Origin of the sequence: Streptomyces sp. NBC_00876 (genome assembly GCF_045207435.1) — a bacterium.
Classification (GTDB): domain Bacteria; phylum Actinomycetota; class Actinomycetes; order Streptomycetales; family Streptomycetaceae; genus Streptomyces.
On record NZ_CP108800.1, the window covers coordinates 4,620,534 to 4,642,369 of the forward strand.

The 21,836-nt window shown below is 71.6% G+C and carries 26 protein-coding genes; 20 read left to right on the forward strand and 6 right to left on the reverse strand.

The annotated features are described in order from the left end of the window. Window positions 1-2: 2 nt before the first annotated feature. From OG782_RS20160 to OG782_RS20175, 4 genes are all read right to left on the reverse strand, one after another. Complete coding sequence (locus OG782_RS20160) at window positions 3-197, reverse strand: hypothetical protein (protein ID WP_406452880.1); 195 nt, start codon at window positions 195-197, stop codon at window positions 3-5. 10 nt (window positions 198-207) lie between these two features. Next, window positions 208-1,350, reverse strand: coding sequence for a S1C family serine protease (locus OG782_RS20165; RefSeq protein ID WP_406452882.1), 1,143 nt, complete (start codon window positions 1,348-1,350; stop codon window positions 208-210). A gap of 118 nt (window positions 1,351-1,468) precedes the next feature. Further along, a complete protein-coding gene (locus OG782_RS20170) occupies window positions 1,469-2,518 on the reverse strand; it encodes a LacI family DNA-binding transcriptional regulator (protein WP_406452884.1) in 1,050 nt (349 codons plus the stop codon). 24 nt (window positions 2,519-2,542) lie between these two features. After that, window positions 2,543-3,346 carry a response regulator transcription factor gene (locus OG782_RS20175; RefSeq protein ID WP_406452886.1) on the reverse strand — a complete coding sequence of 268 codons (804 nt, stop codon included), beginning with the start codon at window positions 3,344-3,346 and terminating at the stop codon, window positions 2,543-2,545. Between the two features lie 301 nt (window positions 3,347-3,647). Between OG782_RS20175 and OG782_RS20180 the strand changes: the two genes are divergently transcribed. From OG782_RS20180 to OG782_RS20215, 8 genes are all read left to right on the forward strand, one after another. Continuing rightward, window positions 3,648-4,544: an alpha/beta hydrolase family protein gene (locus OG782_RS20180; RefSeq protein WP_406452888.1), complete on the forward strand. Its 897-nt coding sequence runs from the start codon at window positions 3,648-3,650 to the stop codon at window positions 4,542-4,544. A 53-nt stretch (window positions 4,545-4,597) separates the two neighbouring features. After that, on the forward strand, window positions 4,598-4,852 hold the full coding sequence (locus OG782_RS20185) for a MoaD/ThiS family protein (RefSeq protein ID WP_406452890.1): 255 nt from the start codon (window positions 4,598-4,600) through the stop codon (window positions 4,850-4,852). 10 nt (window positions 4,853-4,862) lie between these two features. Then, window positions 4,863-6,344, forward strand: a complete 1,482-nt coding sequence (locus OG782_RS20190; RefSeq protein ID WP_406452892.1) for a hypothetical protein — start codon at window positions 4,863-4,865, stop codon at window positions 6,342-6,344. A gap of 168 nt (window positions 6,345-6,512) precedes the next feature. Continuing rightward, window positions 6,513-7,202 carry a DUF2993 domain-containing protein gene (locus OG782_RS20195; protein ID WP_406452894.1) on the forward strand — a complete coding sequence of 230 codons (690 nt, stop codon included), beginning with the start codon at window positions 6,513-6,515 and terminating at the stop codon, window positions 7,200-7,202. A gap of 319 nt (window positions 7,203-7,521) precedes the next feature. Next, complete coding sequence (locus OG782_RS20200) at window positions 7,522-7,629, forward strand: putative leader peptide (RefSeq protein WP_353962123.1); 108 nt, start codon at window positions 7,522-7,524, stop codon at window positions 7,627-7,629. A gap of 165 nt (window positions 7,630-7,794) precedes the next feature. After that, window positions 7,795-8,640 (forward strand): sulfurtransferase, encoded by an 846-nt coding sequence (locus tag OG782_RS20205; protein WP_406452896.1) that lies wholly within the window; start codon window positions 7,795-7,797, stop codon window positions 8,638-8,640. Window positions 8,641-8,716: 76 nt separating this feature from the next. After that, window positions 8,717-9,004, forward strand: a complete 288-nt coding sequence (locus OG782_RS20210) for a DUF1416 domain-containing protein (RefSeq protein WP_018490348.1) — start codon at window positions 8,717-8,719, stop codon at window positions 9,002-9,004. 158 nt (window positions 9,005-9,162) lie between these two features. Then, window positions 9,163-9,492 carry a DUF3099 domain-containing protein gene (locus tag OG782_RS20215; RefSeq protein WP_406452898.1) on the forward strand — a complete coding sequence of 110 codons (330 nt, stop codon included), beginning with the start codon at window positions 9,163-9,165 and terminating at the stop codon, window positions 9,490-9,492. 10 nt (window positions 9,493-9,502) lie between these two features. On the opposite strand, the gene OG782_RS20220 is transcribed toward OG782_RS20215, so the two are convergent. Continuing rightward, window positions 9,503-9,865 carry a DsrE family protein gene (locus tag OG782_RS20220; protein WP_024489658.1) on the reverse strand — a complete coding sequence of 121 codons (363 nt, stop codon included), beginning with the start codon at window positions 9,863-9,865 and terminating at the stop codon, window positions 9,503-9,505. 301 nt (window positions 9,866-10,166) lie between these two features. Between OG782_RS20220 and OG782_RS20225 the strand changes: the two genes are divergently transcribed. From OG782_RS20225 to OG782_RS20250, 6 genes are all read left to right on the forward strand, one after another. Continuing rightward, the gene (locus tag OG782_RS20225) at window positions 10,167-10,973 is read left to right on the forward strand and encodes a hypothetical protein (protein WP_406452901.1); all 807 of its coding nucleotides are present in this window, start codon (window positions 10,167-10,169) and stop codon (window positions 10,971-10,973) included. After that, the gene (locus OG782_RS20230; RefSeq protein ID WP_406452903.1) at window positions 10,970-11,818 is read left to right on the forward strand and encodes a hypothetical protein; all 849 of its coding nucleotides are present in this window, start codon (window positions 10,970-10,972) and stop codon (window positions 11,816-11,818) included. The genes OG782_RS20225 and OG782_RS20230 overlap by 4 nt, the downstream gene beginning before the upstream one ends. Then, a complete protein-coding gene (locus OG782_RS20235) occupies window positions 11,815-12,738 on the forward strand; it encodes a hypothetical protein (protein WP_406452905.1) in 924 nt (307 codons plus the stop codon). Before OG782_RS20230 ends, OG782_RS20235 begins: the two co-directional genes overlap by 4 nt. 260 nt (window positions 12,739-12,998) lie before the next feature. Beyond that, window positions 12,999-13,571, forward strand: coding sequence for an FABP family protein (locus tag OG782_RS20240; protein ID WP_406452907.1), 573 nt, complete (start codon window positions 12,999-13,001; stop codon window positions 13,569-13,571). A gap of 63 nt (window positions 13,572-13,634) precedes the next feature. Beyond that, window positions 13,635-14,111, forward strand: coding sequence for a Fur family transcriptional regulator (locus tag OG782_RS20245; RefSeq protein WP_406452909.1), 477 nt, complete (start codon window positions 13,635-13,637; stop codon window positions 14,109-14,111). A 43-nt stretch (window positions 14,112-14,154) separates the two neighbouring features. After that, a complete protein-coding gene (locus tag OG782_RS20250; protein WP_406452911.1) occupies window positions 14,155-15,120 on the forward strand; it encodes a YgfZ/GcvT domain-containing protein in 966 nt (321 codons plus the stop codon). A gap of 31 nt (window positions 15,121-15,151) precedes the next feature. Here the strand turns inward: OG782_RS20250 and dtd are convergent, their stop codons facing one another. Beyond that, the gene (gene dtd / locus OG782_RS20255; RefSeq protein ID WP_406452913.1) at window positions 15,152-15,601 is read right to left on the reverse strand and encodes a D-aminoacyl-tRNA deacylase; all 450 of its coding nucleotides are present in this window, start codon (window positions 15,599-15,601) and stop codon (window positions 15,152-15,154) included. A gap of 117 nt (window positions 15,602-15,718) precedes the next feature. Between dtd and OG782_RS20260 the strand changes: the two genes are divergently transcribed. The 6 genes from OG782_RS20260 to OG782_RS20285 all read left to right on the forward strand — a co-directional run bounded on the left by OG782_RS20260 (window position 15,719) and on the right by OG782_RS20285 (window position 21,809). After that, complete coding sequence (locus OG782_RS20260; RefSeq protein ID WP_406452915.1) at window positions 15,719-16,345, forward strand: ABC transporter substrate-binding protein; 627 nt, start codon at window positions 15,719-15,721, stop codon at window positions 16,343-16,345. A gap of 153 nt (window positions 16,346-16,498) precedes the next feature. Then, entirely contained in the window at window positions 16,499-17,467 is a 969-nt protein-coding gene (locus OG782_RS20265) for an asparaginase (RefSeq protein WP_406459169.1), read from the forward strand. A gap of 224 nt (window positions 17,468-17,691) precedes the next feature. Further along, entirely contained in the window at window positions 17,692-18,945 is a 1,254-nt protein-coding gene (locus OG782_RS20270) for a GNAT family N-acetyltransferase (protein ID WP_406452917.1), read from the forward strand. Between the two features lie 95 nt (window positions 18,946-19,040). Then, the gene (locus tag OG782_RS20275; RefSeq protein ID WP_406452919.1) at window positions 19,041-20,147 is read left to right on the forward strand and encodes a phosphotransferase family protein; all 1,107 of its coding nucleotides are present in this window, start codon (window positions 19,041-19,043) and stop codon (window positions 20,145-20,147) included. A gap of 18 nt (window positions 20,148-20,165) precedes the next feature. Further along, complete coding sequence (locus OG782_RS20280) at window positions 20,166-20,969, forward strand: TetR/AcrR family transcriptional regulator (RefSeq protein WP_406452921.1); 804 nt, start codon at window positions 20,166-20,168, stop codon at window positions 20,967-20,969. Between the two features lie 111 nt (window positions 20,970-21,080). Further along, window positions 21,081-21,809, forward strand: coding sequence for a TetR family transcriptional regulator (locus OG782_RS20285; RefSeq protein ID WP_406459170.1), 729 nt, complete (start codon window positions 21,081-21,083; stop codon window positions 21,807-21,809). The last annotated feature ends 27 nt before the right edge of the window (window positions 21,810-21,836 follow it).

Sequence of the window (21,836 nt, forward strand, 5' to 3'; positions counted from 1 at the left end):
GCTCAGCCTCGCACGGTCATGGCGCGGCGTCGCGCGGCACGGCGTCCGCGGTTGCCGGCGGTGGTGCGGAGCTCGGTGGCGCGGGGGAGGTCCGCGCCGTCTCCTTCGACGGGTGCCCGCTCGGCGAGGACCGCGACGAGCGCGAGCGGCAGGGCCAGGGCGGCCGGGCCGGTGGGGGTGTCGGTCGGGTGGTGCATGGCTGTCTCCTCAGGAGCTGTTGCCGGCCCGCAGGGTGTCGAGGTCGGCCTTGAGCGTGTTCACCGGGATGGCGAAGCCGAGGCCGACGCTGCCCGCGCTGGAGCCCTGCGAGCTGCTGGACGAACTGGCCGAGTACATCGCGGAGTTGATGCCGATGATCTCGCCGTCCATGTTGATCAGCGCGCCGCCGGAGTTGCCCGGGTTGAGCGAGGCGTCGGTCTGGATGGCCTTGTACGTGGTGGTGGAGTCGCCGGTGTCGCCGTTGAACTGCTTGCCGCCGAACTCGAACGGCCACTGCTGTCCGCCGCCCTGCTGCTCCTGGCTGCTGCCGCCGTCCTTGGCGACCGTGACATCGCGGTCGAGGGCGGACACGATGCCGCTGGTGACGGTGCCGGTGAGGCCCTCGGGCGAGCCGATCGCGACGACCTGGTCGCCGACGGCGATCTTGGAGGAGTCGCCGAGCGTGGCCGTCTTCAGCCCGCTCGCGCCCTGGAGCTTGATCAGCGCCAGGTCCTTGTCGGGGTCGGTGCCGACGACGTCGGCGGTGTAGGTCTTGCCGGTGCTGAGCGTGACCTTGATGGCGGTGGCGCCCGCGACGACGTGGTTGTTGGTGACGATCTCGCCGTCGGACGTGATGACCACGCCGGAGCCGGTCGACTGTCCGGCGTTCGAGGTCGCGCCGATCTCGACGATCGTCGGCGAGAGCGCCGCGGCGACGCCGGAGACGGTGCCCTTGCTGCTCTGCGAGACGGTGGTGCCGGGGATGACGCTGCCGGCGGTGCTGTCGGTGCCGTTGTCGGTGAGCTGACCGATCACGGTCGCGGTGCCGCCGCCGACGACCGCCGCCGCGATGGCCACCGCCGCGAGGAGCGCGACCGGGCGGCGGACCCGGCGCCGGGAGGGGGCCGGTTCGGGGGCGGCCGGCGGCGGCCCGTATGCCTGGAAGCCGTCACCGCCGCCGTGTCCGCTGCCGTCGTGTCCGCCGCCGGTGTATCCGTCCGTGGTGCCGGGGCCGGGCCACACCGTCGTTCCGGGGCCGGTGCTGACCGGCTGCGCGGGCTGGTATGACGGCGGCGGCGGGTAGGCCGCGTCGCCGTTGCCGTACGAGGGGTACATCGGGTACTCGCCGCTCGGGCGCTGGCTCTCTGTCATGTCTACGAGAGTGTCCAGCGAAGATGAGAGGACCCTGAGTGTGCGCTGAGAAGCCCGGCAGAACCTCGTATGCCCGATATAAAGGCCGACCGGAGCCCGGCCCCGAGAGGCCGGCCCGTCAGGACAGCAACCGGGGCGCCGGGGGCTCCCCGCAGCCGCACGAGCGGCGGACCACCAGCGCCGAGGGGAACTGCTTCAGCCGCTCCCGCCGCGACCCCGACACCCGCAGCGAGTCGTCGAGCACCAGGTCGACCGCGGCCCGCGCCATCGCCGGGCGGTCCGAGAAGACCGTCGTGAGCGGCGGATCGGTCAGACCGGCTTCCTTCACGTCGTCGAACCCCGCCACCGCGAGCTCACCGGGAACGTCGATCCGCAGCTCGCGCGCGGCCCGCAGCACCCCGATGGCCTGGTCGTCCGTCGCACAGAAGATCGCCGGGGGACGGTCCGGGCCCGCCAGGAGCTCCAGCGCCACCCGGTAGGCGTCGTAACGGTTGTACGGGGCCTGGAAGAGGCGGCCCTCCGTCGAGCGGCCCGACTCGTGCATCGCCCGGCGCCAGCCCTCGACGTGGTCGGCGACCGGGTCGCCGACCGCCGGGGTCGACTCCATGCCGCCGAGGCACGCCACGTACGCGTTGCCGTGCTCCAGGAGGTGACGGGTGGCGAGCTGGGCGCCGCCGACGTCGTCCGTGACGACCGCGACGTCGTCGATCGCCTCGGGGCGCTCGTGCAGCAGCACGACCCGGGCGTCCCACGCCTCTATCTCGGCCGCCGCGCGCTCGCTGGGGCCCTGGCTGACCAGGATCAGGCCCGAGACCCGCATGCCGAGGAAGGCCCGCAGGTAGTGGACCTCGCGCTCGTCGCGGTAGTCGGAGTTGCCGACGAGCACCATTTTCCCGCGCTCGGCGGCGGCCTGTTCGACCGCGTGCGCCATCTCCGCGAAGAACGGCTGCCGCGCGTCCGGCACGATCATCCCTATGAGGTCGGTCCGCCGCGAGGCCATCGCCTGGGCGACCCGGTCGGGCCGGTAGCCCAGCTCCTTGATCGCGGCGAGTACCCGCTCGCGCGTGGCCGGGGCAACCGGCCGGGGTCCGTTGTTGATGACGTAGCTGACGACCGCGGTCGACGTCCCCGCCAGTCTCGCCACATCGTCCCGCGTCACCTTGGCCACGCGCGGCAGTCTACGCGGATGGAACTACCTCTTGGCAGGCCGGACCGGGGCTTCTTCCGTGACCTCGGCAACCTCCGGCTGCTCCGAACGGGTGAGGGTCTCGGCGGCCGCCTTCGCGGCGGCTGCCTTGGCCTCCTCGGCGGCGGCCCGCTCCAGCTTCTCCGGTGCGACGAAGCGGTAGCCCACGTTGCGTACGGTGCCGATGAGCGACTCGTGCTCGGGGCCGAGCTTGGCGCGCAGCCGTCGGACGTGGACGTCGACCGTCCGCGTACCGCCGAAGTAGTCGTAGCCCCAGACCTCCTGGAGCAGCTGGGCGCGGGTGAAGACCCGGCCCGGGTGCTGCGCCAGATACTTGAGCAGTTCGAATTCCTTGAAGGTCAGGTCCAGGACCCGGCCCTTGAGCTTGGCGCTGTACGTCGCCTCGTCCACCGAGAGGTCGCCGTTGCGGATCTCCATCGGGGAGTCGTCGGAGGTGATCTGCTGCCGGCCGGTGGCCAGCCGCAGCCGGGCCTCGACCTCGGCGGGACCTGCCGTGTCCAGCAGGACGTCGTCGATGCCCCAGTCCGCGGTGACGGCCGCGAGGCCGCCCTCCGTGACGACGAGGATCAGCGGACAGCCGGGTCCGGTGGACCGCAGCAGCTGACAGAGCGAGCGCACCTGAGGCAGGTCGCGCCGTCCGTCGATGAGGATGACGTCGGCACCGGGGGTGTCGACGAGAGCGGGTCCTTCGGCGGGGGCGACCCGCACGCTGTGCAGCAGGAGGCCGAGGGCGGGAAGCACCTCCGTCGACGGTTGGAGGGCATTCGTCAGGAGCAGCAGTGAACTCATCGCCGCCCACCTGCCTGGGTCGTCGGTCGATGATCGTGCACGGTTGGCTCGCCCATTACGTCGGTCCTCCTCGTTCCCTGCGAGAGGGGCACTCCCGGGCCGGGCCCGGGGGAGTATGCGGCACTGCTTCGTACGCTTTTTCGTGCTGGCCGTACGACGTTCCGTCATACGGGTTTTACGGATGCGGCCCCGCGCCCAGGACCGCTGAGCTTGTCGAAACGTCGTCGTAACAACGCGCGGGAAGCACAAAAGGACCCGGGGGCTGCTTTGCCCGGATCCTCTTCCCAGGAGAATAGCCCACATGAGTTCAGTGTCCGAGGGGCGATTTCGGAGTTCCTCTGTTCCCTTGATCACGCGCGGTCCGCTGCGGACCACATTGCCGACCGATGACGGGGTCCGGATCGAGGCGGTGTACGACCCGTGTACGGCAGATGACGGCGCGGGCGGCCCGGTGGGCGGCGGCGGTACGGCGATCGTGGTCGCGCACGGATTCACCGGTTCGGCCGACCGCCCCGCGGTGCGTCGCGCCGTGGAGGTGTTCTCCCAGCGTGCGGCGGTGATCACTTTCTCGTTCCGGGGGCACGGACGGTCGGGCGGACGGTCCACGGTGGGTGACCGCGAGGTGCTGGATCTGGCGGCGGCGGTGGCCTGGGCGCGGTCCCTGGGGCACACGCGCGTCGTTACGGTCGGGTTCTCGATGGGCGGTTCCGTGGTGCTCCGGCACGGGGCGCTGTATACGGATCCCGCGACGGAAACCGAGGACGCGCCGCCCGTTGCAGAGCGCGAGGGGCGCACGGAAGCGCGTACGGAGGCGCACGCGGATGCGGTGGTGTCCGTGAGCGCCCCGGCGCGCTGGTACTACCGGGGGACGGCCCCGATGCGGCGCCTGCACTGGATGGTCACCCGGCCCACCGGGCGGCTGGTCGGGCGCTACGGCTTCCGGACCCGGATCGACCGCGAGGAATGGGACCCGGTCCCGCTCTCCCCGGTCGGGGCCGCCGCCCTGATCGCCCCGGCCCCGCTGCTGATCGTGCACGGCGACCAGGACCCGTACTTCCCGCTCGACCACCCGCGGATGCTGGCCGACGCGGCGGGCGGGGCCGCCCAGCTGTGGCTGGAGCACGGGATGGGGCACGCGGAGAACGCGGCGGACGAGACCTTGCTCACCCGCATCGCCGACTGGGCGGTGACGTCGTGAACCATGATGGACAGCCGACGCGTGAACCGACGCGAGACGAGAGGAGCGCCGCCATGCCTGCGGGAACGATCCGATACTGGGCAGCCGCCAAGGCCGCAGCCGGGACGGCGGAGGAGCCGTACACCGCTGTGACGCTCGAAGAGGCGCTCGACGCGGTGCGTGAGCGGCACCCCGGCGAGCTGAGCCGCGTACTCCAGAGGTGTTCGTTCCTCATCGACGGTGACCCCGTCGGGACCCGGAGCCATGAGACCGTACGCCTTGCCGAGGGCGGCACGGTCGAGGTGCTCCCGCCGTTCGCAGGAGGGTGAACCGCAGAACATGAGCAGCAGCGATCAGCAGCCGCAGTACCCGTACGGGCAGGAACCGCAGCCGCCGTACGGGCAGGAGCCGCAGCCGTATCCGTACGGACAGCCGCAGCCCCAGCAGTACGGCGACCCGTCGTACGGTCAGGCCTACCCGGACCAGGGTTACGCGGACCAGGGTTACGCGGCCCCCTCCTACGGGCAGCAGGCGCCGTATGCGGGCGATGGGACTCCGTACGCGGCCGATGCGGCGCCCTACGCGGACCATGCGGCGCCCTACGCGGCCGATGCGGCTCCGTACGGAACGCAGGGTGCGTACGGTCCGCAGGGCGCGTACGACCCGCAGGGCGCGTACGACCCGCACCAGGCACCTCAGCACTCGCCTCAGCACTCGCCTCAGGCCACGCACCAGGCCCCGCAGTCTCAGCCCGGGGATGACTGGCCCGCCGGGCAGCAGGGCGTCGCGCAGACCTGGGAGGGCCAGACCTGGGACACCCAGTACCAGCCGGCCGTCCAGCGCACGCAGTCCGCCCAGCAGCCCGTACAGCCGGTAGAGCCGGTACAGCCCGTGCAGGCCGCGCCGCACGTGCAGGCCGGCGCCGTCGGTACGGCCCCCCTGCCGCCGGTGGGCGCATCCGGTTCGTACCCGCTGCCCCCCGAGGTCCCGGCGGCTCCCGCCGCTTCCGCGCAGGCCGCGGCCCCCGAGGGCTACAGCGCGCCCACCACGCTGGGCAACACCCGCATCACCGACGCCCAGCGCGCACGCGCCGAGGGGCGTTCGCCGATCATCGCGCCCGGTATGCAGCCCGCCGCCCTCACCGCGGGGCTCGGGCTGCTGCTCGCGCTCGGTGCGGCCATCGGGCCGTACGCCCTGGTCGTCCCGCTCGTGCTGCTCCAGGCCGTGACCGCGGCCGGCTGGTTCCGGCTCAACGGCATGTGGCCGGCCCGGCAGGGCATCGCGCTCGCCTTCGCCGGCGGCGTGGTCGCCGATGTGGCGCTGCTGGCGGCCGGCCGGGAGAACGGTCCGGCCGCGATCCTCGGCACCCTCGGCATCTGGGTGCTGCTCACCCTCGTCCTCCAGCTGCGCAGCCGGGCGGGCGCCGACGAGCGGATGCAGGGGCTGATGGCCACGGTCGCCTCGGCCGCGCTCGCGGTTCTCGCCGCCGGTCATCTCGCGGCCGTCCCGGACGCCGTGACGGCCGGCGCGGTCGCCGTCGCCTTCGCCGTGCTCGTCCGGGCACTGCCGCTGCCCGGACCGGCCTCGGTCGTTGCGGCGCTGGCCGTCGCGGCGGGCGCGGGTGCGGCGGCGGGTGCCGTCACCGACCTGGGCGCCAAGGGCGCGCTGCTCGGCCTCGCGGCCGGTGTCTGCGCGCTGATCGGGCTGCGGGTGGCGAGCTATGACTACCCGTCACGCTTCGTGCACATGACCGCGGGTGTGGCGCTGCCGCTCACCGCGGCCGCCCCGGCCGTCTATCTGATCGGCCGCGCGCTCTCGTAACCAGTAACCAGTAACCAGTAACCAGTAACCCGTCACTGGCAGGAAGAAGCCCTCCACGGGGAACCGATGGGGGGCTTCTGATCGTCGATCACCGGGGGCGTGACGTGCGGCCGCAGTAGGCTCACGGGCGCCAGGGGTCCGGACGGACGCGGGGTGGGGGAGACAGGCATGCGTGCACTGCGAATACTGCTGATCGTCGTAGTGGTTCTGGCGGGTGTGTTCATTGCCGTGGACCGCGCGGCGGTGTATTTCGCCGAGTCGCAGGCCGCGGACCGGGTGGTGGTCACCGGGGCACGGATCGGCTCCACCGACATCTCCATCAAGGGCTTCCCGTTCCTGACCCAGGTCGCCGGATCGGAACTCGACGAGGTCGACGTGAAGATCACCGGGATCGAGACGACGGCCGCCGGCCACAAGCTCCGGATCAGCGAGATGAACGCCGAACTGCACCAGGTGCGGCTGAGCGACGGCTTCTCCGGCGCCACCGCCTCCCGTGCCACCGGGACGGCCGTCATCTCGTACGAGGACCTGACCAAGGCCGCCAGCAAGGACGTCGTCGTCGAGTACGGCGGCAACGGCAAGGTGAAGGTGACCGGCGCGGTCAACATTCTCGGCCGCACGCTCTCGCGCAGCGTCCTGTCCACTGTCACCCTGGTCGACGGTCACACCGTCCGCGTGCACGCCGACAAGGTTCCGGGTGAGGGGATCCCCGGCCTGGAGGGCCTGATCCGCGACAAGACCGACTTCGACCGCGAGATCGGCGGGCTTCCCAACGGCCTGAAGCTGGAGAAGATCCAGCCGACCGCCGACGGCCTGGAGATCTCCGTGACGGGTTCCGACGTCCGCCTCGCCGGATAGCTCGCCGGATAGCTCGCCGGATAACTCCGAAGTGGCCGGGTAGGGTCCCGCAGCCAGGCTGCGGAGAGCCGGGCCTCGCCGCAGCGTTCGTACGGCCTTGGTGCGGCCTTCGCACGGCCTTCGCGCGGTCCCTTTCCGGCCGCTGCGCCACATGCTGAGACGGCCGCGTCCGGTCCGCAGATGGCCGAAGGGCGTCACGCACCCGGCAACGGTTCCCGAGCGGCCGCTTTCCCGTCCACATCTCGCATCATGGACGATCGTGTCTCAATATGCGACACAACGGTGACATGTCCGCCCGTACATCCCTACGATCGGTCCCATGCAGTGCTCTATTAGCGGTCTCCCTCAGCGGGGACGGGCGGATCTCACGAAGCGGCGGGCAGTGGACCTGTGCCGCGTCGCCGCCATGCTCTGTCGCACTGTCTGAGCGGGATCCGTCGATTTCCCGCATTCCCGGCCCTTCGACCGCTCGTCGGGGCCATCCCGCGTGACGACCGTGCACGCGCCGAGCCCGCGCCGCGCACATCCGGATCACGCACCATCCCGCACCACTCGCATCATCTCGCCGCAGACTGCCCCGGAGGAGAACAGAATGAGCCGCAGTGACGTCCTGGTAGACGCCGACTGGGTCGAGGCCCACATCGACGACCCGAAGGTCGCCCTCGTCGAGGTCGACGAGGACACCTCCGCCTACGAGAAGAACCACATCAAGAACGCGATCCGGATCGACTGGACCAAGGACCTCCAGGACCCGGTCCGCCGCGACTTCATCGACCAGGCCGGCTTCGAGGCGCTGCTGTCCGAGAAGGGCATCGGCAACGACACCACGGTCGTCCTCTACGGCGGCAACAACAACTGGTTCGCGTCCTACGCGTTCTGGTACTTCAAGCTCTACGGCCACCAGGACGTCCGCCTGCTCGACGGCGGCCGCAAGAAGTGGGAGCTCGACTCCCGCGACCTGGTCGACGGCGACCAGATCCCGTCCCGCCCGGCCGCCCAGTACAAGGCCCAGCCGCAGGACGAGTCGATCCGCGCCTACCGCGACGACGTCGTGAAGGCCATCGGCACCCAGAACCTGGTCGACGTGCGGTCGCCCGACGAGTTCAGCGGCAAGCTGCTCGCCCCGGCCCACCTCCCGCAGGAGCAGTCGCAGCGCCCCGGCCACGTGCCGAGCGCCCGCAACATCCCGTGGTCGAAGAACGCCAACGACGACGGCACCTTCAAGTCGGACGACGAGCTCAAGGCCCTCTACGAGGCCGAGCAGGTCGACCTGTCGAAGGACACCATCGCCTACTGCCGCATCGGCGAGCGCTCCGCGCTCACCTGGTTCGTGCTGCACCAGCTGCTCGGCCAGGAGAACGTCCGGAACTACGACGGCTCGTGGACCGAGTACGGCTCCCTCGTCGGCGTGCCGATCGAGCTCGGCGCCAACAAGTAGTCATCGGCGCCACTCCGTAAGTCTTCGGACTCCGGACTCCTGACCAGCACGACCCCCGACAGAAGGACAGAACACCATGTGTGGAGCAAAGGCCGGCGGCCCCGACGCTTCGACGATCAAGCCCGGTGAGACCACCATCCAGGGCAGCGTGACCCGCGACGGCGAGCCCGTCACCGGTTACGTCCGCCTGCTGGACTCGACCGGCGAGTTCACCGCCGAGGTCCCCACCTCGGCGACCGGACAGTTCCGCTTCTACGCGGCCGAGGGCACCTGGACGCTGCGCGCCCTCGTGCCCGGCGGCAGCGCCGACCGTACGGTCGTGGCGCAGACGGGCGGCCTCTCCGAGGTGGCCATCGCCGTCTAGCAGTTACTGTCACGGCTCTGCCGATGACCGGCCGAAGGGCCGTACCCCAGGGGGTTGGACGCCTTCTGAACCGGGGTACGGCCCTTCGTGCCGTCCGGGGCGGGATCCGGCGCCGCCCAGGAACGGCCGGGCGGGCGGATCAGGCCTACGCTGGATGCATGTACCGCCGTCGGCGGCGCGCCTACTTCCTGATGATGGGCGGGTGCCTCGTCCTCTTCGTCTCGGCCTGGGCCTTCGTGAGGCTCTGGTCGATGCCCGCCGCCATCGCGATGTGCGTGGTCGCGATGGTGATTCCGCCCGTCGCGGCGATGGTGGCCAACCGGAAGGGGCCGGAGGACCGCTGGTGGGACGAGCCCGCCCCGAGAGCCGGGCCCCGCGCCCCGTCCCGGCCCGGCAAGGACGGCCCCGCAGGGCCCACCGGACCCACCGGTGACCCGGAGTCCGATGAGTGGTGGGACGAGCTCGACGGCCGCAAGCGCCGCGGTTGAGGCGGCTTCGTCAGTAGACGAGTGCCTGCACGCCGTCCGCCATGATCTCGCTGACGAAGACCTGCGCGCCGGCGATCCGTACGCCGTCCAGGACGTCCTGCTCGGTGATGTCGCGGCGCGCCGCGCACTGGGTGCAGAGGGTGATCAGGCCGCCCGCCTGAATCGACTCGATCAGATCCGGCAGCGGCGCGGAATGCGGCAGTTCGAACTCGGCCGCACGCCCCGGCAGGGCGAACCAGGCGGACTCCCCGGTCAGCCAGAGCGAGACCTCCACCCCGCTGGCGACGGCGACCGCCGCCACGGTGAACGCCTGCGAGCAGCGCTCGGCGGAGTCGGCACCTGCGGTCACCTTGATCACGAGCTTCTTCGGCATATGCCGAACTGTAATCCTCGGCCGTGCAACCTCGTGGGTACCCCGTGGGTCAGTGGTGTGTGCAGGTAACGGAATCTGCGCCTCAGGTCTCGTGGGGGGACCCCTTTTGAATCCGAAAGACACCATTCCTGGCGGGCCGGCCGAGCCGTCCGGCCAGGTGGAAGCGGCGGACCCGGTAATTCCGGACGTGCCGGCAGATTCTTCTCCGGCCGCGCCGGACGCGCCGGACGCACCGGATGCGCCTTCTGCGGACGTACCGGATGCTTCTTCTCCGGATGTACCGGATGCCCTTTCTCCGGACGTGTCCGATGCGGTAACGCCGTTGCCGGAAAGTCCTGCTGACGAGCCGTCCGGTCCGCCGGCCGCCGCGGTGAGGCGTCGCCCGCGCGGTCGTACGTCTCTGATCATCGCCGCCGCCGTGGTGCTGGGCATCGCCGCCGGCACCGCCGTCGGGTACGGCGTGCAGGCCGGGCGCGCCCCGACACCGCTGACCGCGCTGTCGCAGCCGGGTCTCGCGTACCCGGCGAAGGCGCTGCCCGCCGGCCAGGTGCCGGAACCGCTGCCGGCCTCGCAGGACCGCCGGGTCCGCACGGACGGCGATCTGCGCAAGCTGCTCGTGTCCCGGCCCGCCGGCTGGAGTGACGACAAGGACATGACGTTCCTGTCCGACGGATGGATGCCCTTGGAGGACTACGCGCTCGACTTCGAGAGCGAGGACTACATGTACGGCAACCTCCTGGAGGCCGGCATCCGCCGCGTCGCGGCCGCGGCCTGGACGAAGGGCGAGTACCGCACGGCCAACGTCTGGCTCGTGCAGTTCCGCTCGGGGACGCGCAACGGGGCCGCCGACCACGCCGAGGACCAGCGCTCCTACATGCCACAGTCCGAGCACGGTGCGGGCAACGACGGCGACGTGCTCAAGGGCAGCGGCAACGGCCGCTATTACCTCTTCGCGCCCGAACGGAAGGCCGGCTACATGCCGTCCTACCGGGCCAGGGCGGTCTTCCACCGTGGTGACGTCATGGTCGACATCAACATGTTCGACACCTCACCGATCAGCAAGAAGGACATCCGGACGCTGGCCGAGCGACAGCTGGAGCGCCTGTGAACGACGACGTGACCACGCCCGCCCCCGTCCCCGTCCCCGAACCCGTCCCAGTCCCCGTCCCCGAACCCGGAACCGTCCCCGAACCCGTTCCCGTCCGCACGGGGAAGGGCAGGGCCCGCCGGGTGATCCTCGTGACGGTCCCCGTCGTGCTGGTGCTCGCGGCTGTGGCCGGTGCGGCCGTGTACACGAAGGTCACCGTCGACGGTGCCGACCGCACGGTGACGACGGCCCTCTGGAAGAAGCCCGCGCGCGAACCGGGCAAGGACCCGGCCGGTGACGTCTCCCGGGGCCGGGCCTCCACCGAACTGAGCAAGCTGCTGCTGCCCGTTCCCTCCGGCTACCGGCTCGGCCCGGACTCCGGGAAGTACGGGAACGACGCCGAGCTCAGCGGCCGCGCGGCCACCGCCGAGATGAAGGACAGCAGCCGCGGTCTGGCGGGAAGGCAGCGCCGGGAGTTCGAGAAGCGGGTCGACAAGCTGCACATCCAGGGCCTGGCGATCCGTACGTACGCCTCGAACGACAACGACCTGATCGTCGATACCCAGCTGGTGCGGATGAAGGACAAGAAGGCCGTCCGGGACCTCTACCGGTTCAGGGCAGGCCTCTACGACGCCATCAGCATCTTCCGCGACGGTCCGGCTGTCGGCGGCCACAAGAGGAACGCCACGTGCTTCCTGGCCCCGAAGGACAAGCAGAAGATCGAGGGCATGTACTGCATGGCGTACGACGGCGGGGTGATGCTCACCTTCACGGCGTCCGGGATCAAGCCCTTCGACAAGTCGGCCGTCGCCGAGCTGGTGAAGGACCAGCTCGACCACATCACGTCCCCGGGGGAGTACGTATGACCGAGCAGACGACCGCACCGGCCGCCACCGATCCCGCGCCGGCGGCCGACGGGTCCGCAGAGGCCGGGGAGATTCCGACCGCTGCCGAACCCCCGGCGCCGCAGTTCCCGCCCATGCCGGAGCTGCCGCCCCTGCCCCCGCCGCCGGCCGCGCCCAGGCCGCCGCGCCGGGTCCTGCGGGCCGTGGCCCGGTGGACCGCCGCCGTGCTGGTGCTCGGCGGGGTCGGTACCGGTACGGCGTACAGCATCACCTCGATGGAGCGCACCGACGTCCCGGGGCTGGCCACCGAGAGCGACGGCCGTTGGGACTACCCCCGGCTGAGCCTGCCCGCGCTCCCGGCCGGCTCGCCCCGCCCCTTCAGCGACGGCAACGCGGCCGAGGTCCACCACGCCGACCTGCGCAAGCTGCTGCTCCCGGCCCCCGCCGGAGCAACGGCGGACAAGAAGCTGACGGGCGGCTGGGTGTCCACGCGGCAGTTCGTCTCCGAGTTCGACGACGGCCCCCGCACCGGCCTCACCCAGACGCTGCGCGACGCGGCCCTGCGCCACATCGCGGCACGCGGCTGGACCATGCCGGACGGCACATCGACCCGGATCTATCTGCTCCGGTTCAATTCGACGGCCGACACCGACGCGTTCCGCGACGACCGCTACATCGGGTCGGCGTCGACCGGGGACGCGCTGGCCGGCAAGCCCGAGATGACCCTCGACGAGGCGTGGTCGGGCGGGGGGAAGGTCGAGAACACGTCGTCGTACGTGTACAGCGAGAAGAAGCCCTTCGGGGACGTCCAGGCCCGGCAGGCGTACCTGGTCGCGGGTGACACCGTCGCCCTGGTCATCCAGTCCCGCAAGGGCGGCGGGGGAACACCGCGCATCCCCTTCCACCAGACGCTGATCCTGCAGAACCAGCTGCTGGGCTGACCCGCCCCGCGGCAAGCCCCGAACCGGCGGGCCGGGACCCCACCCATTAGGCTGGGGCCCGGCCCTGTACTGCCGCCATACCGCTCGTTCAAGGAGCTCCCGTGCTTGAGGCATTCTTCTCCGCCCTGCTGGTCCTGGTCTGTGTCGGCGTTCTCGCCTTCGCCGGCTTGACCGTGAAGAAGCTGTACCAGGGTCAGCGCTAATCCCCTTCCCGTTCCCGGCGTCCCCGCCTCCCGCCTCACAGATCGTCTGAGCCGCTCATGATCGAGATTCCGTCCGACCTCCACCCGGACCTCGTCCCGCTGGCCTTCCTCCTGGGTAACTGGGCAGGCGCGGGCGTGGCCGACTTCCCCGGCGCCGAGAAGTGCAACTTCGGCCAGGAGGTCTCCTTCAGCCACGACGGCCGGGACTTCCTGGAGTACGTCTCGCACTCCTGGGTGCTCGACGCCGAGGGCAACAAGACCGGCCCGCTGGAGACCGAGTCCGGCTACTGGCGCATCGACAAGGACCGCAAGGTCGAGGTCGTCATGGCCCGCGACCAGGGCGTCATCGAGATCTGGTACGGCGAGCTCGCCGACAAGAAGCCGCAGATCGACCTGGTCACCGACGCGGTGGCCCGGACCGCGGCCTCCGGCCCGTACAACGGTGGCAAGCGGCTCTACGGCTATGTGAAGAGCGACCTCATGTGGGTCGGCGAGAAGGCCACGCCCGAGGTCGAGCTGCGGCCGTACATGTCGGCACACCTGAAGAAGGTCGTCACCCCGGAAGACGTCGCGGCGATGGCGAAGAGCCTCGGCGACCTGCCGGATGACGGAATCGCCTTCTTCAAGTAGTCCGCGAGGCCCTTTCCACGGTCGCCGGGGGGCGTGGGCCCGCCCGGACCTACACTGGAGCCTGTGGTGAGCACCGACTGGAAGACCGATCTTCGGCAGCGTGGTTACCGGCTGACGCCGCAGCGCCAGCTTGTCCTGGAGGCCGTCGACACGCTGGAACACGCGACGCCCGACGAGATCCTGTCCGAGGTGCGGCGGACCGCGTCCGGCGTGAACATCTCCACCGTCTACCGGACCCTGGAGCTCCTGGAGGAGCTGGATCTGGTGAGCCACGCCCATCTGGGCCACGGCGCCCCGACGTACCACCTGGCCGACCGCCACCACCACATCCATCTGGTCTGCCGGGACTGCACGAACGTCATCGAGGCCGATGTCGACGTCGTCGCCGAGTTCACGGAGAAGCTGCGCGGCACGTTCGGGTTCGAGACGGACATGAAGCACTTCGCGATCTTCGGCCGTTGCGCCGACTGCACGGCGAAGGCGGCCGGGACGGCTGGGGCAGCGGGGACGGCCGGGGCGGCCGGCGGCGCCAAGCCCTGAGGCTCCCGGACCCGGGCCCCGGGCCGAGTCGTACGCTGGTCGCATGAAGAGCCCCCTGCTGTCCCTGCCCGGCGCCGTCCCTGCCGAGGGCCGCGACGAAGGTGTCGCCGCGCACTACGGCGATCTGTTCCGCGAGCAGCGCGCCCTCGCCGACGGCTCCGGTCTCGTCGACCTCTCGCACCGCGGGGTCGTGGCCGTCACCGGGAGCGACCGGCTGGCGTGGCTGCACCTCCTGATCACCCAGCACGTCAGCGAACTCGCCCCGAACCAGGCCACCGAGGCCCTCGTCCTCACGGCGAACGGGCACATCGAGCACGCGCTGTATCTCGTCGACGACGGCGAGACCGTGTGGATGCACGTCGAGCCGGGTACCCAGGGCGAGCTGATCGCCTACCTGGAGTCGATGAAGTTCTTCTACCGGGTCGAGGTCGCCGACCGTACCGAGGACTTCGCGGTCGTGTACCTGCCGGCCGGTTCGATCGCCGAGGCGCCGGAGGGCGCCGCAGTGCGGGAGACGTCGTACGGCCGCGATCTGTTCCTGCCCCGCGAGAGCCTGGAGGGGTACGCGGCCGAGCACGGCCCGGTCGCCGGGGTCCTCGCCTACGAGGCGCTGCGCGTCGAGGGACACCGCCCGCGGCTCGGCTTCGAGACCGACCACCGCACCATCCCGCACGAGCTGGGCTGGATCGGCACCGCCGTCCACCTCCAGAAGGGCTGCTACCGGGGCCAGGAGACCGTGGCCCGGGTGCAGAACCTGGGCAAGCCGCCCCGGCGCCTGGTCTTCCTCCACCTGGACGGCAGCGAGGTGCTGCTGCCCGGACACGGCACACCGGTACGGCTCGCCGCGGACGGGGCCGAGGGCCGTCAGCTGGGCTTCATCACCACCTCCGCCCGCCACCACGAGCTGGGGCCGATCGCCCTGGCCCTGGTGAAGCGGAACGTGGCGGTGGACGCGGAGCTGCTGGCGGGGGACACGGCGGCGGCCCAGGAGACGGTCGTCGAGCCGTAGGGCATCCCGGCCGTACGCGCGCCGGCGCCGTTCAGACCTCGACGATGACGGTGAACGGGCCGTGGTTGGTGAGCGAGACACGCATGTCCGCCCCGAACCGGCCCGTCTCCACCTGCGCGCCCAGCGCCCGCAGCTGCGCCACGACCTCGTCGACCAGCGGCTCGGCGACCTCGCCGGGCGCCGCGGCGTTCCATGTGGGTCTGCGGCCCTTCCGGGCGTCCCCGTAGAGAGTGAACTGCGAAATCACCAGAAGCGGTGCATTCACGTCGGAGCAGGACTTCTCGCCCTCCAGGATGCGGACCGACCAGAGCTTGCGGGCGAGCTGCGCCGCCTTCTCCGCGGTGTCCCCGTGGGTGACTCCCACCAGCACACACAGCCCCTCGCCGACGATTTCGCCGACCACCGAGGAGCCCTCACCCTCGCCCCCGGCGCCGGCCACCGTGACGCTCGCACCGTCCACCCTCTGTATCACTGCACGCATACAGACCAACCTATCTTGGGCTGAACGGGTACAGAGCAACTCCACAGGGCCGCTCGGAGTGGCACGATGCACGGGAGGCGGTGTGCCGACGCACCGGTCGAGGGGATGGACACAAGCATGAGCACGCACGGAACCGGGCAGTTCCCGGGCGCAGTGCCGGTCGCACGCCCCGGCACCAACAGCAGTGCCAGTACGAGTACGAGCACCATGCGCCCACCCCAGCAGCGGACCGGACAGGGTTCTGACGAGGCCGGCGACGGGCCGCGCCCGCCCGAACTGGGCACCCTGCGGCTGCCGGAACTGCGCACGCTGCGCCGCGACTCGCAGCGCGACGAGGCCGACCTCAGCTATGTGCGGCGGCTCGTCCAGGGGCGGATCGACATCCTGCGGGCCGAGCTGGCACGGCGCCGGGACCCCGAGTCGCCGGTCGTGGACCGGCTCTCGGAGATCCTCGCCGACGCCCCCTCGCTGCACCGCTCCTCCGCGCGGCACGTCACGCTCAGCACGCCGCGCAGCGACGAGTACCGGCAGCTCGCGGCCGAGACTCTGGCCGAGGTCGAACTCTCCGACCTCGACGCCCGGACGGACGAAGAGCTCCACACCGCGATGGGACGCCTGGTCCGCTACGAACAGCAGGTCTCCCGGCGCCGTCACCGGCTCCAGCGCACCGCGGACGATTGCAGCGGGGAGATCGCCCGCAGGTACCGTGACGGGGAAGCACAAGTAGACGACCTGCTCGCCTGAAGCGACCCTTCCGGGGCGGGTCCCGCCCGTCCCCGGAAGGCCACCATGACCTCCAGCGCAGTCCCGTCGCCCGCGTCCGGCATATCCGGCCCCACGCCCGGTGCGGTACCCGGCCCGATATCCGGCCCGACGCCCGGTACGGCATCCGGTCCGATGTCCGGCCCCACGCCCGGTGCGGCATCCGTCCTGCCGGTGCTGGCCGAGGTCGTCCGGTCCGGTTTCGTGGAGGGGCACCACCGGGGCTCCCTGGTCGTCCTGGCCGCCGACGGCAGCGTGGAGCTGACCCTGGGTGATCCGACGGCTCCGGTCTTCCCGCGCTCCTCCAACAAGCCGATGCAGGCCGCCGCGGTGCTGAGGGCCGGGCTCGACCTCTCCGGGGAGCGGCTGGCGCTGGCCGCCGCAAGCCATTCGGGCGAGGGCTTCCACCTCGATCTCGTACGCAGGATGCTCGCCGAGCACGGGCTGTCGCCCGACGATCTGCAGACGCCCCCCGATCTGCCGCTGGACCCGGTGGAGGCCGAGGCCTACCTCGCCGCGGGCCACGTCCGGGAGCGGATCACCATGAACTGCTCCGGCAAGCACGCGGCGATGCTCGCGGTCTGCGCGCAGAACGGCTGGGACGCGGCCGGCTATCTCGACCCGGCGCACCCCCTCCAGCAGCTGGTCCACCGGGTCGTCGAGGAGGCGGCGGGCGAACCGGTCGCCGCCGTCGGCACGGACGGCTGCGGGGCGCCGCTGATGGCGATCTCCCTGGTGGGTCTGGCGCGTGCGTTCCGTACGTTCGTCACGGCGGAGCAGGGCACGGCCGAGCGCCGGGTGGCGGACGCGATGCGCGCGCACCCGGAGTACGTCGCCGGCACCCGGCGCCCCGACACCTGGCTGATGCGGGAGGTGCCGGGCACGCTGTCCAAGATGGGCGCGGAGGCGGTCCAGGCGGTGGCACTCGCGGACGGCCGGGCGCTGGCCTTCAAGATCGACGACGGTTCGACCCGGGCGCTCGGACCGGTCCTGGCCCGCGCGCTGGGCCTGCTCGGGGTCGACGCCCCGGTGGTGTCGCGGATCGGCAGGGCGCCGCTGCTGGGCGGCAGCGCGGAGGTCGGGGAGATCCGGGCAGCGTTCTGACCCGCTGTTCTGCTGACCCGGTGTTCTGCTGACCCGGTGTTCTGTTGACGCGCTGATCTGCTGGCGCGCTGATCAGTTCGCCTGTTGGCGCGTTGACCCGCTGATCTGCCTGCCGGCCTGCCCGCCTGCCTGCCTGGCCGCCGGCCGGGTTGCGGCCCACCGCTGCCCGTACCCGGCCGAAATCCGGGCGACATTCCGGCCCCTCCGTACCTAGCGTGGAGCGTATGACCACCCTTGACGCCCGTCCCATCGCCGAATCCGAACTGCACGACTGGCTGCGCGCAGTGAACACCGGCTTCCTGCGGGCGCCGACGCCCTCGGACGAGGAGGTGGCCGGGCGGCTGCCGTACCTGGACCTGGCCCGTATGCAGGGGGTGTTCGACGCGGGGCGGTGCGTGGCGACGTTCCGTTCGTTCGCGCAGGAGCTGACGGTCGTCGGCGGTGCCACTGTGCCGACCGACGCGGTCACCAACGTCACCGTGTCGCCCACCCACCGCCGTCGCGGGCTGCTCTCGCGGATGATGGCCACGGACCTGGCGGCGGCCAAGGAGCGCGGCGAGGTGGCCGCCACCCTCATCGCGGCCGAGTATCCGATCTACGGGCGGTACGGCTTCGGGCCCGCGGCCTGGACCGCCGAGTGGGAGATCGACATCCCCCGGACGGGCCTCGCCGCGAACCTCCCCGTCCCGTCGGCCGAGGACGGCGGCCGGATCGACCTGGTGGACGGTGCGGAGGTTCGCAAGCTGGGCCCGGAGCTGCACGACCGGCTGAGGGCGCGACAGCACGGGGTAGTGAGCCGGGGCGCACGCTGGTGGGACCTGGTGACCGGCCAGGCCCTCTTCCCCAACGACCACTGGACCGAGCCCTTCTACGCCGTCTACCGGGCGGCCGACGGCACCGTCGACGGGCTGCTCGTCTACCGCGCCGACGACCACTGGGGCGACGCCAAGCAGCCGCTCAACCGGGCGACGGTACGCAGCCTGATCGCGACGACCCCGGCGGCGGAGCGGGCGCTGTGGCACTTCCTGTGCTCGGTCGACTGGATCACCACGATCCGCACCGGCCACCGCGCCCCCGACGACCTGCTCCCGCTCCTCCTCCCGGACCCGCGCGCGGCCCGCGTCGTGACGCACGCGGACTTCCTGTGGGTGCGCATCCTGGACGTCGTACGCGCACTGGAGGCCCGCACCTACGCGGTTCCCGGCTCCCTCGTCCTGGACATCCACGACACCGCGGGCCTCGCGGCCGGCCGCTTCCACCTGGATGCCACGCAGGACGGCGCCACCTGCACCCCGACGACCCGGTCCGCCGATCTGGCCATGGACGTAAGGGAGTTGGGCACGCTGTACCTCGGTGACGAATCGGTCCTGCGGCTGGCTGCGCTGGGCCGCGTCGAGGAGCTGACCCCGGGTGCGGCGGCACGGGCGGACGCGGTGCTGCGGGCGGGCCGACGGGCCTGGTGCCCGGATGTGTTCTAGTCAGGGCCTCTTGACCGGATCATGCTGGGCGCGGGATCCGGTGCGGGTAACTTCCTTCGCTGGAGGCTGAGTTACTCGTGTGAGGGTGTGCCCGCATGGCGGTGTCGCTGGAGACCGAGGTCAAGCGCCGGGCGGCGGAACGGTTCGGGCTGCCCGTGGATCATCCGGGCATCGAGGGGCCCCTTGAGGGGCATCATCATGTGGCCTACGCGGTCCCGCTGCCCGGCGGCGGGCGGGCCAAGTACCGGGAGCCGCGTCCGGGGCTGCTCCGGGTCGACCCGCGGTGCTTCCTCCTGGAGGAGGAGCTGCTTCGCGACCTCCGGGGACGGGTGACCCGCGTCCCGGAACCGGTGGGCCCCGATGTGCCGGTGCAGCGGTACATCGAGGGACGGATACCGAGGGCGGGCGGGCTGCCGGGCAACGCCCTTTCGCGGCGGCATCGCGGCCGGCTCGGGCAGCTCTTCGGCGAGCTCGCCGCCTTCGACATCCGTGACGTCCGCGCCCGCAGGGTCTGTGCCGGTCCCGATTCGCTCGGCGACGGCGACTCCGCCGGATTCCTGAGCCGCCTCATCGACTTCACCGAGCAACGCGTCTACCGGGAACACGGCGCCGACTACCTGGAGCTGTTCGCCGAACTCGGCGTGCGGGACGGCGCGTTGGCGGACCTGAAGGCGCGGGCCGCAGACCTGACCCCCCGTTCCTTCGCCCTGCTCCACAGTGATCTGCACCGCCGCAACTTCATCGTCGACCGCGGCGGCGACCTGTGGACCATCGACTGGGAGCTCGCCAGGATCGGCGATCCGCTCTACGAGCTGGCCAGCCACCTCCACCTCATGCGGTACTCGGCGAAGGAGGCGGACCGGATCGCCCGGCTCTGGTTCCGGGCGGTCGAGGCGAAGCGCCCCGAATGCGTCGCCGGCTGGGACGCCGATCTCCCCGTGCTCCGCGCCTACAGGCGGGCGCATTCCGTCTACACGGATGTGATCCGGGCCGCGCTCGTGCTGCGCGGCCCCGGGGGTGAGGGGAGCCGGCGGCAGCCGGCCTCTCCGGCCTCTCCGGCCTCTCCGGCCTCTCCGGCCCGGATGGCCCGGCGGATCCAGGAAGTGCTCGGGGCGGCGCACGGCGCGCTCGGGCTGACGCGTGAGCCGACGGTACGTCAGGTGGCCGCCGCCTACGGCCGGTGGCTGCGGGAACATTCGTAAGGGTTGCGCATAACTAGGATGAACCTCCCGTGGACGGAGGGGGTTCAGGTGACGCAGCGATACGGCTCGCCCGGGGGCACGGGCCTGCCGGCCAGCATCGAGGCGGCGTGGGGGCTGCGGGCACGGCCGGTGAAGGGGCCCAGGCCCGGACTGAGCCTGGAGCGGATCGTGAACGCGGCGATGGCGGTGGCCGCGTCCGAAGGGCTCGGCGGGGTGTCGATGGGCCGGGTCGCGAAGGACCTCGGAGCCTCCACGATGTCGCTCTACCGGTACGTGGCGGCCAAGGACGAGCTCTACGTCCTCATGCAGGAGGCGGCCATGGGCCCGCCGCCCCCGCTGTCCGCTCTCGAGGAGGCGGCCGGCTGGCGGGAGGCGCTCGCGCGGTGGGCGTGGGCGCAGCGCGGGGTCTTCCACCGGAACCTGTGGATGCTCCGCATCCCCATAGCGGGGCCGCCCGCCAGCCCGCACTCCGTCGCCTGGTGGGAACAGGGCCTCCAGGCCCTCGAAGGCACCGGCCTGGAACCGGACGAGGAGGTCTCCGTCATCCGTCTGGTCTGCGGTTTCGTGCGGAGCGAGGCCCTGCTGATGAGCGATCTCGGCGCAGCCGTCGAGGCGCGCGGCGTACCGGCGCAGGAGGTGACGGAGGGCTATGCCCGGACGATGAACCGGCTGGTCGACCCCGTACGCCATCCCGCGCTCTCCCGCCTGATGGCATCCGATGTGATGCGGGCGCGGGACGATCCCGGCCGTGAGTTCCGGTTCGGCCTCGAACGGGTGCTGGACGGGGTCGACGTGCTCATCCGTGCGCGGGAGGCCGGGTAGCGGGAGGGACAGGCCCGGGGAGGCGGCGGCTGTGGGGGCGTGCGGGGGTATGGCATGGGCCGGGCTGTCCAGCGGACGTCAAGTCCGGTTGAGGTCATGGGCGTACGCTTCATGGTCATGAGCGGAGAGAAGCCCAGGTCCGGCGTGGATGCGGGTGCGGGTGCGGGTGCGGCTGCGGGTGCGGGTGCGGATGCGGCCCGTGGGCCGGACGCGCCGATGGGCCTGCGCGAGCGGAAGAAGCAGCTGACGTATCAGGCGGTCTCGGAAGCAGCGATCTCCCTGTTCCTGGAGCGCGGCTTCGACAAGGTCTCGGTGGCGGAGATCGCGGCCGCCGCGGACATCTCCAAGCCGACCCTGTTCCGGTACTTCCCGGCCAAGGAGGACCTGGCCCTGCACCGGTTCGCCGACCACGAGGACGAGGCCGCCCGGGTGGTCGCCGCCCGTGAGGACGGCGAGTCCCCGCTGGACGCGCTGCGACGTCATTTCCTGGACGGGCTGGAGCGGCGCGACCCGGTCACGGGGCTCTGCGACGTACCTCAGGTGCTGGCGTTCCACCGGCTGCTGTACGGGACCCCGTCCCTGGTGGCCCGGCTCCACGGCTACCAGGGACGCTCGGAGGCCGCCCTCGCCCGCGCCCTGGGCGACCGGATGACGGACCGGCTGGCCGCCGCCCAGATCGTTGCGGCCCTGCGCATCCTGGCCATGGAGAACTGGCGGCGGATCGACGAGGGGAGCAGCGCGGACGCGCTGTACGGGGAGGCGGTCGAGACGGCGGAGCTGGGCTTCGCGCAGCTGCGGTCGGGGCTGGGGGACGGCGGCGGCGACGGCGGAGGCCGGTAGGTCCCCCTTTACCGGTGCGGGCTGTCA

Bases quoted from the DNA above. Each gene is read 5' to 3' on its own strand.
- OG782_RS20180 (WP_406452888.1), top strand. From the start codon at position 3,648: ATGAGTTCAGTGTCCGAGGGGCGATTTCGGAGTTCCTCTGTTCCCTTG.
- OG782_RS20250 (WP_406452911.1), top strand. From the start codon at position 14,155: ATGAAGAGCCCCCTGCTGTCCCTGCCCGGCGCCGTCCCTGCCGAGGGC.
- OG782_RS20260 (WP_406452915.1), top strand. From the start codon at position 15,719: ATGAGCACGCACGGAACCGGGCAGTTCCCGGGCGCAGTGCCGGTCGCA.
- OG782_RS20280 (WP_406452921.1), top strand. From the start codon at position 20,166: ATGAACCTCCCGTGGACGGAGGGGGTTCAGGTGACGCAGCGATACGGC.
- OG782_RS20240 (WP_406452907.1), top strand. From the start codon at position 12,999: ATGATCGAGATTCCGTCCGACCTCCACCCGGACCTCGTCCCGCTGGCC.
- OG782_RS20265 (WP_406459169.1), top strand. From the start codon at position 16,499: ATGTCCGGCCCCACGCCCGGTGCGGCATCCGTCCTGCCGGTGCTGGCC.
- OG782_RS20210 (WP_018490348.1), top strand. From the start codon at position 8,717: ATGTGTGGAGCAAAGGCCGGCGGCCCCGACGCTTCGACGATCAAGCCC.
- OG782_RS20235 (WP_406452905.1), top strand. From the start codon at position 11,815: ATGACCGAGCAGACGACCGCACCGGCCGCCACCGATCCCGCGCCGGCG.
- OG782_RS20220 (WP_024489658.1), bottom strand. From the start codon at position 9,865: ATGCCGAAGAAGCTCGTGATCAAGGTGACCGCAGGTGCCGACTCCGCC.
- OG782_RS20215 (WP_406452898.1), top strand. From the start codon at position 9,163: ATGTACCGCCGTCGGCGGCGCGCCTACTTCCTGATGATGGGCGGGTGC.
- OG782_RS20195 (WP_406452894.1), top strand. From the start codon at position 6,513: ATGCGTGCACTGCGAATACTGCTGATCGTCGTAGTGGTTCTGGCGGGT.
- OG782_RS20205 (WP_406452896.1), top strand. From the start codon at position 7,795: ATGAGCCGCAGTGACGTCCTGGTAGACGCCGACTGGGTCGAGGCCCAC.
- OG782_RS20190 (WP_406452892.1), top strand. From the start codon at position 4,863: ATGAGCAGCAGCGATCAGCAGCCGCAGTACCCGTACGGGCAGGAACCG.
- OG782_RS20165 (WP_406452882.1), bottom strand. From the start codon at position 1,350: ATGACAGAGAGCCAGCGCCCGAGCGGCGAGTACCCGATGTACCCCTCG.
- OG782_RS20200 (WP_353962123.1), top strand. From the start codon at position 7,522: ATGCAGTGCTCTATTAGCGGTCTCCCTCAGCGGGGACGGGCGGATCTC.
- dtd (WP_406452913.1), bottom strand. From the start codon at position 15,601: ATGCGTGCAGTGATACAGAGGGTGGACGGTGCGAGCGTCACGGTGGCC.
- OG782_RS20175 (WP_406452886.1), bottom strand. From the start codon at position 3,346: ATGAGTTCACTGCTGCTCCTGACGAATGCCCTCCAACCGTCGACGGAG.
- OG782_RS20275 (WP_406452919.1), top strand. From the start codon at position 19,041: ATGGCGGTGTCGCTGGAGACCGAGGTCAAGCGCCGGGCGGCGGAACGG.
- OG782_RS20270 (WP_406452917.1), top strand. From the start codon at position 17,692: ATGACCACCCTTGACGCCCGTCCCATCGCCGAATCCGAACTGCACGAC.
- OG782_RS20160 (WP_406452880.1), bottom strand. From the start codon at position 197: ATGCACCACCCGACCGACACCCCCACCGGCCCGGCCGCCCTGGCCCTG.
- OG782_RS20285 (WP_406459170.1), top strand. From the start codon at position 21,081: ATGGTCATGAGCGGAGAGAAGCCCAGGTCCGGCGTGGATGCGGGTGCG.
- OG782_RS20185 (WP_406452890.1), top strand. From the start codon at position 4,598: ATGCCTGCGGGAACGATCCGATACTGGGCAGCCGCCAAGGCCGCAGCC.